Raw genomic sequence first — 15,604 nt, 5'->3', positions numbered from 1 at the left:
CCTATTGCCCTGTAAGAGCTTTTTCCCCACTGCATGTCTGAATGAAGGACTTGACAGCGGACATTTTTCATGCCCGGAACGCGACGGTGAGGCGCTTTAGGAATCCAGGGAAGGCGCGCCGTCGTCCAGGGCCGAGTCCCAGTAATGGCAGGCCACATGGTGGCCGGGCGCCACCTCCTCCAGCGGCGGGACGGCCTGGGCGCAGAAGTCACGGGCCAGCGGGCAGCGGCGGCGCAGGGCACAGCCGCCGGGCGGGCTGAAGGCTGACGGCGCGTCGCCTTCCAAGGCCGGCCGCTCGCCACGGGCCGCGGCCAGCATCGCCCGGCTGTAGGGATGCAGCGGCGCGGTCCGCAATGTCTCGGAGTCGGCACTCTCCACCACCCGGCCGGACAGCATGACGATGCCGCGATGGGCATCGCGCAGCCCCTCCAGATAGCGGTCGGTCGCCAGCACCAGCGCCAAGCCGCGCCGGTCGCGCACCGCCGTCAGCCGGTCGAGGAAGGCTTCGCGCTCTTCCGCCGACAGGCTGGCTGCGGGTTCGTCGGCGATCAACACCCGCGGCTCCGGCAACAGGGCGCGGGCGAGCCCGGCATGGGCGGCCTCCGCCTTGCCGAGTCCGCCGGGCCAGCGGAGTGCCGTGTCCTGGCGCAGTCCGGCCTCTTCCAACGCCCCGTCGATGCGCAGGTCGCGGCGGTCGGCGGCGATGTCGGGGCGCAGGCTTTCCAGCGCCAGGGCGAACTGGTCCCCGATGGTCATGGCGGGATCGAAGGAGGCGGCCGGGTCGGGGAACAGCGGCTGCAGATCGCGCCGGGCGCGGCGCAGGCCGCCTGGATCCGCATCCTCCCCCACCGCGTCGGCCGGGGGCGCGGCAGCGGCGACCAGATCGCGGCCCATCCACACCACCGCCCCCGCAGTCGGCGGCGGCAGGCACAGCAGGGACCGGGCCAGCGTCGCCTTGGCGCTGCCGGTCTCGCCCAGCAGGGCCACCGTCTCCCCCAGACCGATATCCAGATCGATCCCGTGCAGTACGGTCAGCGCCCGTGGCTCCCCCTTCGGACCGGGGGCGAGCGGATAGGCCATGCCGACACCGCGGACATGCAGGCGCGCGGTCCCCGGCGCATCCATCGGTTCCACCGGAGCGATGCGCGCCGGCTGGTAGGGCAGCAGACGGCCGCGGCGCAGGGACAGCACGCGGTCGGCGGGGCCGGCGACGCCATCCTCCGGCCGTCCGGCCAGGATCAGTGCCACCCCGTCCGCCCGCGCCCAGTCGGCCAGCCGGTGGAGAAGCCGCAGCCGCACGGTCGGGTCCAGCCCGGCGGCCGGCGCGTCGGCCAGCAGCACCGCCGGCCCCACCGCCGCCGCCATGGCGAACAGGCAGGCCCAGCACAGGGAGTCCGGCAGCTGTTCGGGTGGCAGGTCGAACCGGCGGGCGGCAGGCGGCACGCCCATGCGGTCCAGCCCATCGGCCGTCCGGCGCAGCGCGCCGCGCAGGTCCAGCCCCAGATGATGGCCGACCACCTCCGCCACCTGCAGGGCCAGCGGCCGGCGCGGCGCCAATTGCCCACCCTGGGCGATCAGCAGGCGTCCCTCGACATGGGCGCTGCCCGCCATGTCCACCCCGGCGAGCGGCTGGCCGGCAAGCGCGCCGAGCAGGGCGGTCTTGCCGCTGCCGGCACCGCCGGTGATCGCCAGCACCTCCCCACGCTCCACCCGCAGGCTGGCACGGTCGAGCAAGACACGGTCCCCGACCATCAGGGTCAGCGCCTCGGTCTCCACCGGGGCGGGTTTTGGGGCGATGTGGTTCATGGCCTGCGGTTTCCCGCCACCGCGGCATCGGCAATGGCACAGGTGGCCCAGAGGGCGAGCGCCAGCAGCAGGGCCGGTGGGACGAACGCCACCGGATCGCCCAGCCGCGCGGCAAGCCCGACCGAAGCGCCCCAGCTGCCGAGCGCCGGCGGCAGGCCGAGGCCGAGCAGGCTGGCCGCACTCTCCGCCGCCAGCACGCGCGGCAGGGCCAGCGTTCCGGCGGCCAGCAGCGGGCGCGACGCATTGGGGATCAGGTGACGGCGCAGCACCTCGCCTTCGGTCAGGCCGGCGGCACGGGCGGCGGTCAGGAACTCCGCCCGCAGCAGCGCCGACAGCTCGGCATGGGCGAGCGCGGCGACGGCGGGGGCGGCGGTCAGCGCAGTGACGACGGCCAGCGGCCCGACCTCCCCCACCAGCCCGCCGGCCAGCCCGCCGGTCAGCGGCACCAGCAGGGCGAGCGGCAGGCCGGCCAGCCGGTGGGCGGCGGCGATGGTCCGCCGCTCCGCCCGGGCGTCCGACAGCTTGCCGAGCAGCCAGGCCAGCAGCGCCCAGCCGATGCCCAGCGCCCCGCCCAGCACCGCGGCGAGCAGCGCGAAGGACAGGCTGCCCCGCCCGTCGAGCAGGGCAGCGGCCACCGGATCGGCGTCCAGCCGCTGGATGGCGGCACCGTCGGCCATCAGCGGCGCGGCGGCCGAGGCGAGCGCCAGGGCGACCAGCACCGCAGCGCCCGACAGGCCGCGGGCGAAGCCGGCGCGCGGCGGCACCGGGTGGGACAGCACCGGGTGGGACGGCGGCGGTTGGTCGAGTTCGGCCATCGGGTCCCTTCGTCCGTCACGCCCCGTCATAGGGCGTGGAGCTGTGGTTGGCCGGATCGATCCAGTCGCGCGCGGCAAGGCCAAGGGCACCCAGCAGCGCGGTCAGCCCGCAGAGCGCCACCAGCGCCGGCAGCGATCCGGCCGCCGATCCGGCGCGGGCGGCGTCGATCATCAGTGCGCCCGCCCCCGGCAGGTCCAGCAGGCTTTCCAGCGCCACCGCCCCGACCACCGCGGCCAGCACCGCGGCGCGCAGGCCCCCCATCACCGGGGCGACCGCCTGCGGCAGGGCGTGGTGGCGCAGCACGGTGCGTTCGTCCAGTCCCAGACCGCGCGCCATGCGCACCGCGCCGCCCTCCAGCCCAGCGCCGAGCGCGCGCTCCATCGCCGGGCGCGACAGCCTCGCCGCCTGGCAGGCGGCGGGAATGGCGAGCGCGGTCCAGCCCAGTGGTGCCGCCGACGCCCCCGCCCGCACGGCGAGCGCCGCGACGGCGGCCAGCAGGAAGCCCGGCAGCAGCGGACCCGCCCCTGCGAGGAACCGGCCGATCAGCCCGCCCACCGACCGCGGCGCCACCGCAGCCCAGGACCCGGCCAGGGCGCCGAGCGCGGTGCCAACCGCCAGCGACGGCAGGGTCAGCAGCAGCGTCACCGCCAGCCCGCTTAGCAGCGCCGTCGCGGCATCCGGCTGCGGCGCCACCAGTGCCGACAGCCCCACCCCCGCCGCCATCGGCAGGATGGCGGTCGGCACGGCATCGATCAGGCGGCGGATCAGGGGGCGCGGCATCAGAAGGACGGTATCGGGGGGAAAACGGCATATCGGGTGCGACATGCGACCGTAAGCGCCCCCACCCCCATGGGGCAACAGAATTAGCGCCTGCCCCGGAACCGCGGCGGAAAAGCCGGCCACCCGAATTTTTCGACCGGCAGCGTGGCCGGGGTGGCTGCAATTCCCGGCGGCTTTCACCAAATGGCTGAGGGCGAGGAAGGAAAGGCCTTCCCAGATGTTATGACCCAGGACACACAGCCGACCGGAATCCATGTACGCCCACTCGCCCCAGCCGCTCCCATCCGCCGGACCGCCGCCTGACGACGCCGTCCCCGCCGGCGCGCTGCGGCCGATTCTGGAACCGGGACGGACCTGCTGGCGGGTGGAGGATACGGCGCGGCTGGGCGTCATCGTCGACGGCGAGGATTATTTCGCGCTGGCAAAGGCCGCCATGCGGCGGGCCCGGCGCACCATTTACCTGACCGCCTGGGACTTCGACGCCCGCATCCGCCTGATGCCGCAGACGCGCCGGCCGCGCCGGCCCGACCGGCTGGGCACTCTGCTGAACTGGCTGGCGACGACGCGGCCGGACCTGCACATCCATGTGCTGAAATGGGACTATGCGGAGCTGTTCGACCTCGCCCGCTGGTCGCACCCCTTCATGCTGCGCAACTGGCTGACCCACCGGCGCCTGCAGTACCGACTGGACGGCGACCACCCGACCGGGGCCTGCCATCATCAGAAGATGCTGGTGATCGACGACCGGGTCGCCTTCTGCGGCGGGCTGGACATCACGGCCAACCGCTGGGACACGCGCGCCCATCATGGGCACGACCCGCGGCGGCGCCAGCCCGACGGCAAGTCCTACGAGCCGTTCCACGACCTGATGATGGCGGTGGACGGCGACGCCGCCCGGGCGCTGGGCGAAATGTTCCGCGAACGCTGGGCACGGGCGACCGGCGAGAGGCTGACGCCCCCCGCCCCGTCGCCCGGCCGCCCGCCGCGCCGCCATCCGCTGGCCGCCGACCCCTGGCCGCCGGGCTTCGAGCCGCTGCTGCGCGGCGTGCGCGTCGGCATTGCCCGCACCGATCCCGCCTGCAACGGCCGCGAGGCGGTGCGGGAGGTGGAAGCGCTCTTTCTGGAGGCCATCGCCGCGGCGCGCGAAGTCATCTATCTGGAAAGCCAGTATTTCGCCTCCACCGCCGTCGCCGAGGCGCTGAAGGCCCGGCTGGCGGAGGAGGATGGGCCGGAGGTGATCGTCGTCAATCCGGTGCGCACCACCAGCTGGCTGGAGAACACCGTCATGCTCGGCGCCCGCGCCCGGCTGACCCGCGAACTGCGCGAGGCCGACCGGCACGGTCGCTTCCGCCTGTTCGCCGCGCTGACCGACGGCGGAGCCTGCATCACCGTGCATGCCAAGGTGATGGTGGTGGACGACCGGCTGCTGCGCATCGGCTCCGCCAACCTCAACAACCGCTCCATGGGTCTCGACACAGAATGCGACCTGGCGCTGGAAGCCGGGCCGGGGCCGGAGGACGCGGAGACCCGCCGGGCGATCCGCCACACGCGCGACGACCTGATCGCCGAACATCTGGGCACCAGCCCGGCGGCGGTGGCGGCGGCGCACCGGCGGCTGGGCTCGCTCACCGCAGCCATCGATTCGCTGCGCAGGCCGGTGGGGCGCACGCTGGAGCCGCTGCACGATCCCGAACCGGACGGGCTGGCCGCCGCTGTCGCCGACGCCCGCGTTTTCGATCCCGAACATCCGGTCGACGCGGTGGACATCGTGCGCCGGGTGCTGCCGTCGCGGATCCCGCGCACCCGCCACTGGCTGATGCTGGCCGGCATCCTGGCGCTCCTGGGGTTGTGGGGGATGTGGCGTTACACCGCGCTCAGCGAATGGGCGACGCTGGACGCCGTGCTCGCGGTCTTCCAGAACTTGCGCGACAGCCCGCTGGCGCCGCTGTGGCTGATCCTGGCCTATGTCGCCGGCGGCTACGTCATGTTCCCGCTGACCCTGATGATCGCCGCCACCGCCATCGTGATGGGGCCATGGTGGGGCTTCCCCACCGCCATGGGCGGGGCGGTCGCTTCGGCGGTCGCGATGTTCTGGACCGGGAGGATGGCGGGGCGCGACCTGCTGGACCGCCACGGCGGCCCGCTGATCGCGCGGCTCAACGACAAGCTGGCCGACAGCGGCATCGCCGCGGTGGCCGGCGTGCGCGCCGTTCCGGTGGCGCCCTACACCGTGGTCAACCTTGCCGCGGGCGCGTCGAAGCTGCGCTTCGGCGATTATGTGATCGGCACCATGGTCGGTCTTGCCCCCGGCATCCTTGCCTTCAATCTGCTCGGGCACCAGCTTGAACGGACCATCAGCAATCCCGGCGCCGCCGACATCGCGCTGCTGGTGGCGATGGGAGCGGTGGCGATCGGGCTCGGCTGGCTGACGAGCCGGCTGCTCGGCCGGTCGGGGCGCAAGCCCGGCCGGAAGGCAGAGGAAGAAGGCCGGCAGGACGACAGTCCAGACGAAAGGATTTTGGAACCGTGATCCGTTTCAGCCGTGAGCGTGTCCAGCGCATCGCCGCCGCGTTGCGCGCAGCCCGTGCCCGCCGTCCCCGCCGTGCCGACAACCGCAGTTCCCCTGTTCCGGACGGCATGGCCGCCTTCAGCGTCGCCACTTGGAACATCCACAGCTGCGTCGGGCTGGACGCCCGATTCGCGCCCGACCGCATCGCCCAGGTAATTCGCGACCTGCAGGTCGACCTGATCGGGCTGCAGGAGGTCGGCTGGCACCATCGCGGCGAATCGGGGATGGACCAATTCGCCTTCCTGGAACAGCACACGGGCATGAAGGCCTATGCCGGTCCGACCAAGCACAGCGAACGCGCCCATTACGGCAACTGCCTGCTGACCCGCCTGCCGGTGCGCTCGATGGAGACGATGGACCTGTCCGTCGGCAAGCGCGAGCCGCGCGGCGCCATCGACGCGGTGGTGGAGGTGGAGGGCCGCGCGGTGCGGGTGATCGTCGCCCATCTCGGCCTCGACCCCTGGGAACGGGCAAAACAGGTCGGCGACATAGTGTCGCGGGTGGAGCGGCAGCCGGAGCTGCCCACCCTGTTCATGGGCGACCTGAACGAATGGACGCCCAGTTCGCCGCGGCTGCGCCATCTGGCCGCCTCCTTCGCCGACGTCGCCAACCCGCGCAGCTTCCACGCCCGCATGCCGACCCTGCGGCTCGACCGTATCTATGTGACGGGAGGCTTGCAAATTCCCGCTTTCGAGGTGGTACGCAGCGTCCTGACCCGTCGGGCATCGGACCATCTGCCGGTCCGCGCCGTACTGGCCGTCCCCTGATCGTCAGCCACTTCCCTGAACGTCAGTATGACCAACGGAGTCACGCGCCGAGGTCATAGCGGGATGGTTGCGGTTGATAATTTTTTGTGCAGCGCAATGTTCTTTTAACAACAGAGCTTTGCAAATGCGAAGAGGCTCTTGACCTATACGCGACCCCTGACGAAGGATATGGTTGGTAATACGATCAATAAGTGGTCGAAGGAATAACGAACCGGACCAACGAACCCTGGCCGACCGGGGGTAGCCGTGACGTGAGGATCTGATTTGCTGTATCACCTGTACGACATGCAACACGCCGCCATGCGGCCGATGCGTTTCTGGGCCGAAGCCGCCCAGCACACCTTCCAGAACCCGCTGGTTCCGCTGTCCTACACCAAGCTGGGCCGGGCGGTCGCCGCCGGGGCGGAGCTGATGGAACGGACGACCCGCCGCTTCGGCAAGCCGGCCTTCGGGCTGGCGGAGACGGTGGTCGACGGGCAGACTGTGCCGGTCACCGAACGGTTCGTCTGGCAGTCGCCCTTCTGCAAGCTGCTGAACTTCGCCAAGCCGGAAGGCACGCCGCGCCAGCCGAAGGTGCTGCTGGTCGCCCCGATGTCCGGCCACCACGCCACGCTGCTGCGCGGCACGGTGGAGGCGCTGATGCGCGACCACGACGTGTACATCACGGACTGGATCGACGTGCGGCTGGTGCCGATGTCGGCGGGACGCTTCGACCTGGACGACTACATCGACACGGTGGCGGAGCTGATCCGCTTCCTGGGGCCGAACACCCACGTCATCGCGGTGTGCCAGCCGGCCGTGCCGGTGATGGCGGCGGTGTCGCTGATGGCGGCGGCGGACGAGCCGGTGCAGGCGCGCAGCATGACGCTGATGGGCGGCCCGATCGACCCGATGGCCAACCCGACGACGCCGGTCAAGCTGGCGATGGAACACCCGCTGAAGTGGTTCGAGCGCAGCGTGATCACCACGGTCCCGGTCTATTATCCGGGTGCCTTCCGCCGCGTCTATCCGGGCTTCATCCAGCTGTCGGGCTTCATGTCGATGAACCTCGACCGCCACATCAACGAGCATGTCGGCCTGTTCCGCCACCTCGTCCGCGGCGACGGCGATTCGGCAGAGCAGCACCGCCGCTTCTACGACGAATACCTGTCGGTGATGGACCTGTCGGCTGAATTCTACCTGCAGACCATCGAGACGGTGTTCCAGAAGCACGCCCTGCCGGAAGGAAAGATGGTCTCGCGCGGCCGCAAGGTGGAGCCTGCTGCGATCACCAAGACCGCGGTGATGACGGTGGAAGGCGAGTTGGACGACATCTCCGCCCCCGGCCAGACCATCGCGGCCCAGCGCCTGTGCTCGTCGCTTCCGGACGGGATGCGCAAGACGCATTTCCAGAAGGGTGTCGGCCACTACGGCATCTTCAACGGCCGCCGCTGGCGTGAAGCCATCCTGCCGGAGATCCGCAGCTTCATCCAAAGCCACGACGGGGAGTGAGGGGGTTGCAATTCCTTGCGGAGTCAGACCCCCACCTATCCTCCCCCGCTGGGCGGGGGAGGGACTGCCGCCACTCTCCCGCCTAAGCACCGATCCCCTCCCCCGCCCAGCGGGAGAGGGTCAGGGTGGGGGTCTAACCTTCCCCCGTCAAAACCTCAATCCACCATCGTCCGCGCCTCGGTGAAGGCATCCATGTGCCCCAGCCCGGACGTGCCGCCGGCCTTGACCCGCATGCCGGCGGTGGCGAGGTGGAACAGATAGCCCAACGCGAACAGCCCCACGAACAGCCCGAACACCAGGGCGTTGTAGTAGACCATCGTCACCAGGGCGAGCACCGCCAGAACCAGCGAGATCGCCGGGAACACCGGATAGAAAGGCGCGCGGTAGGGCCGCTCCAGCGCCGGTTCGACGGCGCGCAGGCGGAACAGCGCGGCCATGCTCATGATGTACATGACGATGGCGCCGAACACCGACATGGTGACGATGTTGGCGGTCAGCGGCAGGCCGCCGATCTGGATGAACTCGTCGGAATAGATCGCGGCGATGCCCACCACGCCGCCGGCCAGAACCGCCCAGTGCGGCGTCTTGCGGGTCGGGTGCAGGCGGGACAGCACCGGCGGCAGGAAGCCGGCGCGGGACAGCGCGAAGATCTGGCGCGAATAGCCCATGATGATGCCGTGGAAGGAGGCGATCAGCCCGAACAGGCCGATCCACACCAGCATGTGCAGCCAGCCGCTGGATTCGCCGACCACCGCCTTCATCGCCTGGGGCAGCGGGTCGTTGATGTTCGACAGCGCGTTCCAATCTCCCACCCCGCCGGCGAAGATCATCGTGCCGAAGGCCAGCACCACCAGCGTCAGGATGCCGCCGATATAGGCGCGCGGCACGGTGCGCTTGGGATCCTTGGTCTCCTCGGCCGCCATCGCCGCGCCCTCGATCGCCAGGAAGAACCAGATGGCGAAGGGGATCGCGGCGAAGATGCCGCCGAAGGCGTCCATGCCGAAGCTGTTCGACCCGGCCCAGCCGTTGGCGGTGAAGTTCGCCCAGGAGAAGCCGGGGAACACCACGCCCATGAACACCACCAGCTCGAAGATCGCCAGCAGCGTGACGAACAGCTCGAAGGTGGCGGCGATGGACACACCGGCGATGTTCAGCCCCATGAAGATGACGTAGGCGCCGACCGCCGCCAGCTTCGGGTCCAGCCCCGGAAACTGCACGTTCAGGTACGCGCCGATGGCGAGCGCGATGGCCGGCGGCGCGAAGACGAACTCGATCAGCGTGGCGAATCCGGCGACGAAGCCCCCCTTCGGTCCGAATGCGCGGTAGCTGTAGGCGAAGGGACCGCCGGCATGGGGAATGGCGGTCGTCAGCTCGGTGAAGCTGAAGATGAAGGTGGTGTACATCGCCGCGATCAGGATCGTGGTGACAAGGAATCCCAGCGTCCCCGCCGCCGCCCAGCCGTAGCTCCAGCCGAAATATTCGCCGGAGATCACCAGCCCCACGGCGATCCCCCACAGGTGGAGCCCGCTCAGGCTCTTGCTCAATTCAGGCTTCGTGTTCCCAGACATGTTGCCTCCTGCCCCTGTTCAAAGGCGTTGGTGTCTATGGCAGCGCTCTCTCACGACCGGTCGGGCAGTTGGTTTTTCTCGTTGTCCGGACCGGCCAGGGACGGGGCGTCCTCCTTCAGGGCGACCCCCGTCAGCTTCAGCCGCGCCGCCTCGGTTGCGAGCCAGCACAGCTTGTCGGCGGCCGCCCGTTTGGACAGGCCGTCGGAATGGATGTTGGAAATGCAGTTGCGTTCGGAATCGGCGCGGCCGGGCCTGGGGTCCCAGGTCAGATAAACCCCCAGCGATTCCGCGGCCGACAGGCCCGGCCGCTCCCCCACCAGCAGCGCGACGAGACGGGCGCCCATGGCCGACGCCACCTCGTCGCCCAGCGCCACGCGCGCCTGTGCGGCCAGCACCACCGGCCCGATGCGCAGATGCGGGAGACGTGACACGCAGGCATGGACCAACGGCGCGGCATTCACCTGCACCGCCGCGGCCGACAGCCCGTCGGCGATCACGAACAGCAGGTCCCACTCCCCCGCCGGCAGGGTTGCCGCGCTGGCCGGATCGAGCCGGCGGCCGAGGTCCGGACGGCGCAGATATGTGGGCCGGTCGGAGGCAGCGCTGTGGACGCGCAAGCTCTCCAACGGGGCGAGGTCGGTGGCCAGCCGGTCGAAATCGACCGCGCTGTGCACCGCGTCGCGGGCGCGGGCATGGGCCAGCTGGAACTCCAGCAGCGCTTTCGTCGGCAGGGCGTCGCCGCTGCGGCCGAGCGCGATGCGGGCGCGGGTGGCGCTGCGGAAGCGCGCCCACGGGTCTTTCGGGGTCTCGCTCATGGCGCAGCGCTCCCCAGCAGGGCGGAGACGACGAGGCTCTGGTCGGGCCAGGGCGGCAGGCGGCGCTGCTCGTCGAGCCAGCCGGCCTTCTCCAGCCACGCCTCGAACTCGGGTGCCGGCGGGCGTTTCAACAGATGCCGCAGGCCGAGCACGTCGTGATAGGACAGGCTCTGGTAATTCAGCATGACGTCGTCGGCGCCGGGCACCGCGATCAGGAAATTGACGCCCGCGGTCGCCAGCATCGTCATCAGGACGTCCATGTCGTCCTGGTCGGCCTCGGCATGGTTGGTGTAGCAGACGTCGCAGCCCATCGGCACGCCGAGCAGCTTGGCGCAGAAATGGTCTTCCAGCCCGGCCCGCGTGATCTGCTTGGCGTCATAGAGATATTCGGGGCCGATGAAGCCGACCACCGTGTTGACCAGCAGCGGATCGAAGGCGCGGGCGACGGCATACGCGCGGGCTTCCACCGTCTGCTGGTCGACGCCGAAATGGGCGTCGGCCGACAACGCCGAGCCCTGCCCCGTCTCGAAATACATCACGTTGTCGCCGATGGTCCCGCGCTTCAGCGACTTGGCCGCCTCCTGCGCCTCGGCCAGCAGCGACAGGGTGACGCCGAAACCGGCATTGGCCTTCTCGGTGCCGGCGATGGACTGGAACACCAGATCGACCGGCGCCCCGCGCTCGATCGCCTGGATGGTCGTGGTGACATGGGCCAGCACGCAGGACTGGACCGGAATGTCGAAGCGGGTCCGCACCGCGTCCAGCATCTCCAGCAGCGCGATGCAGGCCGGGACGTTGTCGGTCGCCGGGTTGATGCCGATCACCGCGTCGCCGATGCCGTAGAGCAGCCCGTCCAGCGTCGAGGCGGCGATGCCGGTCGGGTCGTCGGTCGGATGGTTGGGCTGCAGCCGGCTCGACAGCCGCCCCGGCAGCCCGACAGTGGTGCGGAAGCGGGTGACGACCGAGCATTTGGCGGCGACGCAGACCAGATCGTGGTTGCGCATCAGCTTGGACACCGCCGCAACCATCTCCGGCGTCAGGCCGGGGGCGAGCGCCGTCAGCGCAACGGTATCGGCCTCGTAGGACAGCAGCCAGTCGCGGAACTGCCCGACCGTCATGTGTGCCACCGGCCGGAAGGCCTCCGCATCATGGCTGTCGATGATCAGGCGCGTCACCTCGTCGGTCTCGTAAGCGACCAGCGCCTCGGTGAGGAAGGTCTTCAGCGGCAGGTCGGCCAGCACCATGCGCGCCGCCACCCGCCGTTCGTCGCTGTCGGCGGCGATGCCCGCCAATTCGTCCCCCGACCGCCGCGGCGAGGCGCAGGCCATCAGCGCCTTCAGGTCGTCGAAACGGTGGCGTTGCCGCCCCAGATCGCAATGGTAACCAGCCATGCCGGCCTCCCGCCCGTCTCATCCCTCGGGCGAGAGTGGCACGGGACGAACGGCGGGCAGTTGACCGTAGAACACAAAATGCGCGGCTTCCCCGATCCCGCCCCTCTCCCCCACCAGGATCCCCTCTCCCCCCGGGGAGAGGGTTAGGGTGAGGGGGTCGCGCGGCGAGGCTCTTCAAAAATCGCGCACTCTCCGCTCCCTACTGAATCCACCCCATGCATCCCCCTCACCCCGACCCTCTCCCCGGGGGGGGGAGAGGGGGATACGGGCGGGAGGAGTAACTGAATGGAGACACCCCGGCCCAAGCGCGACCTTCGGCGGCGCAATCGGCTAGGCGGCCGAACCTGAAGCCCGGCCATACCGTTCATCTCGCACCGCAGCGCGCCGCCCGTTACCGGACGCCGCGCGCCACGCAAGAAGGAGACCGTCATGCTGACGCTGCTGCGCACCGCCGTCCTGGTCCTGCCGCTGGTCGCCGTGGCCGCATGCCACAATGAAGGCCCGGCCGAGCGCGCCGGCGAGTCCATTGACAACGCCGGCCAGAGCATCAAGGACGCCATCGACCCGCCGGGTCCGGCCGAAAAGGCCGGCCGCGCCGTGGATCGCGCGGTGGACTGAATCCCGGCCCGCTCAGCGGGCCGCGAGGTCCCCTTGCCGCCCGGCCGGCTGGATGCCCGACACCTCCAGCAGCAGTTTGCTGAGGATCGCGTCGGCGAAGGCGTCGAAGTCGCGGGCGGGGACCAGGAAGGCGCCGGGACCGCCGATGACATGGTCGCGGTAATAGCCCTCCAGGTCGTTCGGCGCGGCACCGCCCCAGGGGTTGGGCCGGTCGTTCAGGATCGGCAGCCCGTTGATGGTGATGCCGCGGGCGACCGCGGCGTCCCGCGCCTCCTCCACCGGGCGGCCGCGGTTGTTCTCGCCGTCGCCCGACAGGTCGATGACCCGCCGCGTGCCCTCGAAGCCGTTGTTCTCGAACAGCGGGACGGAATAGTCGATGGCGGAGCTGATGGAGGTCCATTGCTCCGTCATCATCGGCGCTTCCGCCACCATGCCGGCGAAGCGCTCGATGCTGGCCGGATCGCTCAGTTCGGTCCAGCCGACGACGGTGTGCTGGTGGCTTTCCCCCGCCCATTCCACATAGGTGGCGCCGATCCGGCCGAAGGGTCCGCCGCGAATCGCCGCCTGCACCTTCGGGTTCAGCAGCGCCTGGACATAGCCGTTGCGCTGCAGCTTCGCCTCGTCCGGATCGACGCTGCCGGACACGTCCACCGCCAGGACCAGTTCCAGGTCCACCGGCGTCTGGGCCACGGCCGGGACCGCGGATATGGACAGGCATAAGGGGGTGAGGATCAGAAGGATGGCCGTGAAGCCGGCCAGGGGACGGGTCAGGAAACGGGCCAAAAGACGGTATGCACGCATACGCACCCCCTTCGCCACCGGCTGTCCGGACGTCTGGCGTCGGACGAAGGACTGAGGATTGGTATGCGAACGGTCTCTGTCCATGCCCTGGCGGGCGATTCCGGCAGCAACCGAAGGCCAAGGCGGAGTACTCCGCCGCTGCCGCAGTTTGGAGGAATACCGGCAATCTGTGTCGGCGGCACTGGTAACGGGTGACAAAGGCCCGATTGCCTGCATAGGTTAAGCCATAAGGGGTACGCCGACCGGCAGAGCCCCCGCGTACGCCCCCGCCCGGCAGTTCATGTCCGCATCCGCCATCGACACGCCCTCGGGCCGTTCACCCTCCGCCGCTTTGCCACGGCCGACATTGTCCGTGTGCGCCCTCTTGGCCGTCTTCACTGCCGGCTGGCTCGGCGAATGGTCCGGAGCGGCGATGGCACAGACCGTGCCTCCACCGCTGCATTCGGCCGAACTGATGGCGCCGGACTTGCCCAAGCCGGCAGCCCCCGCCGTCCGCGCCATCGAAACGCCCACGGCCTGCGCCGACCACGAACCGGCGGGCAAGCCCGTCCTCGACGCGCTGTTCGGCGGGGATGCGGCCTTCGCGGAACTGGCCCGCAGCAACCCGGCCGAGGCCTTCCGCTGTTCCAGCCTGTTTCCAGGCGAGGCCCCGCTGGCCGCCCTGCGGGAGGCGGTCAAGCTCGCCCCCTTCGACGCCCTGGGTGCCGCGGACCAGCTGTCCGCCCGTCCGGGCGGCGCGGAGGTCATCGCGCGGGCGCTGGACATCGGGCTGCTGACGCGCTCGCTCGACAGCGGCCTGCCCTTCTACGAGACGCGGCACGAGCTGCGCAAACGCGTGTCTAAGGAGTCGTTGCGCCTGCTGGAAGCCCAGGCCGCCAAGGCGCTGGCGGCCTCCCTGGCGCGCGACCCGGCGCTGATGGGGCCGAAGATCGGCGTGCTGCTGGACGACATGGTGGACGATCCGCCGGCCGACCGCTTCCGCATCACGCTGGCTCTGTCGTCGGAGGATCTGTTTGGCCTGATCGCCCGCATCGGTCCGCAGCTCTACACCTCGTCGCTCGACGGGCTGGTCAACATCCTCCGGATCCAGCTGAAGCAGGAGCGGCGCGGCATCCTCGACCTTGCCCGCGGGGCGCGCACCCGGCCGCTGTTGGCGGACTTCTTCATCGCCGTCGTCGGCGGCGGGCGGGCCGGCAGCCTGTTCGGCACCAACCCCGCCACCGCGCGGGAGCTGATGCGCGAGAGCATCCAGGCCCTGCTGCCGGCCATCCGGACGCCGCAGGCACCGGCAACGAGCGGCATGCCGGATCCCGCGGTGGTTATCGGCGTACTGGCCGACGCCATGGACCTCGACAACCGCGCGGTCCGCGCCGCGCTGGAGGACGAGTTGGCGGCCTGGTACCGGGATGCGGGCGAAAGCTCCGTCAAGGCAATGGCCGGATTGGCAGGCAGCCTGCACGCGACGCGCCTGTCGGGCCGGCCGGCCACCCCCGCCTTCGAGACGGAACGGTTCCTTCAGCGCCATTCGCTGGGCGCGCCGCCCGTCCTGACCACGCAACGCCTGTTCCGCAACGGCATCAACGTGCAGCGGATGACCTTCTACGACGATCCCGACGGACGCGCGTCCTTCCGCGGCTTCCTGCGACAGCACCGGATGCAGGGTTGGGCGCTGCACAGCCGGTCCGGTTTCGTCGTCGCCGTCAGCCCCGACCGCCATGGCCGCCGCATCGTCATCGTCGCCGACGTGCCCGGCGCCGGCGATGCGGGACGGGCCGAAGCCTGGGACTGGATGGCGCGCGAGGGACTGACCCCGTCCATCGTCGTCCACCGCGGCCACAGCTATCACGAGGACGGCACGATGGCGGAGATCGGGCCGGCCACGGCGCTGGTCTTCTGGGGGTCCTGCGGCGGCCACACGCGGCTTCGCGCCACGCTGGAGCGGGCGCCCGACGCACTGGTTCTGGCGACTCAGAACATCGGCGTGTCGGCCGTCAATGAAACGCTGCTGGGCATCATCGAGGAACGGCTGCTGGCCGACGGCACCATCGACTGGAACGCAGTGTGGACCGACGCCCGCGCCCGCATCCGCGACCGCCGCTTTGCGGCTTACAAGCGTCCCGACCAGGATTCGGCCAACCTCGCCTTCCGCGCCTGGCGGGTCCAGGCAGCTTTCCCTTAACCC

At 70.5% G+C, this 15,604-nt stretch carries 12 protein-coding genes; 5 read left to right on the top strand and 7 right to left on the bottom strand.

Annotation, left to right across the window (positions count from 1 at the left end; translation table 11 throughout):
• Positions 1–96: 96 nt before the first annotated feature.
• Genes FZ983_RS27070 through FZ983_RS27060 form a run of 3 tightly spaced genes read right to left on the bottom strand, consistent with a single transcriptional unit; the run spans position 97 to position 3,402 of the window.
• Positions 97–1,806, bottom strand: a complete 1,710-nt coding sequence (locus FZ983_RS27070; protein ID WP_149227213.1) for an oligopeptide/dipeptide ABC transporter ATP-binding protein — start codon at positions 1,804–1,806, stop codon at positions 97–99.
• Entirely contained in the window at positions 1,803–2,621 is an 819-nt protein-coding gene (locus FZ983_RS27065; protein ID WP_188092532.1) for an ABC transporter permease subunit, read from the bottom strand. Before FZ983_RS27065 ends, FZ983_RS27070 begins: the two co-directional genes overlap by 4 nt.
• A 16-nt stretch (positions 2,622–2,637) precedes the next feature.
• A complete protein-coding gene (locus FZ983_RS27060) occupies positions 2,638–3,402 on the bottom strand; it encodes an ABC transporter permease subunit (RefSeq protein ID WP_149227211.1) in 765 nt (254 codons plus the stop codon).
• A 253-nt stretch (positions 3,403–3,655) separates the two neighbouring features.
• Here FZ983_RS27060 and FZ983_RS27055 point away from each other — a divergent pair, with 253 nt between their 5' ends.
• The 3 genes from FZ983_RS27055 (at position 3,656) to phaZ (ending at position 8,229) form a co-directional block, all read left to right on the top strand.
• Positions 3,656–5,932: a VTT domain-containing protein gene (locus tag FZ983_RS27055; RefSeq protein ID WP_149227209.1), complete on the top strand. Its 2,277-nt coding sequence runs from the start codon at positions 3,656–3,658 to the stop codon at positions 5,930–5,932.
• Entirely contained in the window at positions 5,929–6,738 is an 810-nt protein-coding gene (locus FZ983_RS27050) for an endonuclease/exonuclease/phosphatase family protein (RefSeq protein ID WP_149227207.1), read from the top strand. Before FZ983_RS27055 ends, FZ983_RS27050 begins: the two co-directional genes overlap by 4 nt.
• 264 nt (positions 6,739–7,002) lie before the next feature.
• Complete coding sequence (gene phaZ / locus FZ983_RS27045) at positions 7,003–8,229, top strand: polyhydroxyalkanoate depolymerase (protein ID WP_149227205.1); 1,227 nt, start codon at positions 7,003–7,005, stop codon at positions 8,227–8,229.
• Between the two features lie 155 nt (positions 8,230–8,384).
• Here phaZ and eat read toward each other — a convergent pair whose 3' ends face one another.
• From eat to FZ983_RS27025, 3 genes are read right to left on the bottom strand one after another with little or no spacing between them, the layout of a single operon-like run.
• A complete protein-coding gene (gene eat / locus FZ983_RS27035; protein ID WP_149227203.1) occupies positions 8,385–9,797 on the bottom strand; it encodes an ethanolamine permease in 1,413 nt (470 codons plus the stop codon).
• A gap of 50 nt (positions 9,798–9,847) precedes the next feature.
• Entirely contained in the window at positions 9,848–10,612 is a 765-nt protein-coding gene (gene eutC, locus FZ983_RS27030) for an ethanolamine ammonia-lyase subunit EutC (protein WP_149227201.1), read from the bottom strand.
• Positions 10,609–12,003 (bottom strand): ethanolamine ammonia-lyase subunit EutB, encoded by a 1,395-nt coding sequence (locus FZ983_RS27025; RefSeq protein ID WP_149227199.1) that lies wholly within the window; start codon positions 12,001–12,003, stop codon positions 10,609–10,611. Before FZ983_RS27025 ends, eutC begins: the two co-directional genes overlap by 4 nt.
• Positions 12,004–12,432: 429 nt before the next feature.
• On the opposite strand from FZ983_RS27025, the gene FZ983_RS27020 reads away from it, so the two are divergent.
• Positions 12,433–12,621: a hypothetical protein gene (locus FZ983_RS27020; RefSeq protein WP_247884000.1), complete on the top strand. Its 189-nt coding sequence runs from the start codon at positions 12,433–12,435 to the stop codon at positions 12,619–12,621.
• A 12-nt stretch (positions 12,622–12,633) separates the two neighbouring features.
• Here the strand turns inward: FZ983_RS27020 and FZ983_RS27015 are convergent, their stop codons facing one another.
• The gene (locus tag FZ983_RS27015; RefSeq protein WP_149227195.1) at positions 12,634–13,422 is read right to left on the bottom strand and encodes a DUF1194 domain-containing protein; all 789 of its coding nucleotides are present in this window, start codon (positions 13,420–13,422) and stop codon (positions 12,634–12,636) included.
• Between the two features lie 412 nt (positions 13,423–13,834).
• Here FZ983_RS27015 and FZ983_RS27010 point away from each other — a divergent pair, with 412 nt between their 5' ends.
• A complete protein-coding gene (locus tag FZ983_RS27010) occupies positions 13,835–15,601 on the top strand; it encodes a hypothetical protein (RefSeq protein WP_149227242.1) in 1,767 nt (588 codons plus the stop codon).
• Positions 15,602–15,604: the final 3 nt, after the last annotated feature.

Source organism: Azospirillum sp. B21 (assembly GCF_008364825.1).
Classification (GTDB): Bacteria; Pseudomonadota; Alphaproteobacteria; order Azospirillales; family Azospirillaceae; genus Azospirillum.
This window is presented reverse-complemented; position numbering and strand designations above follow the sequence as displayed.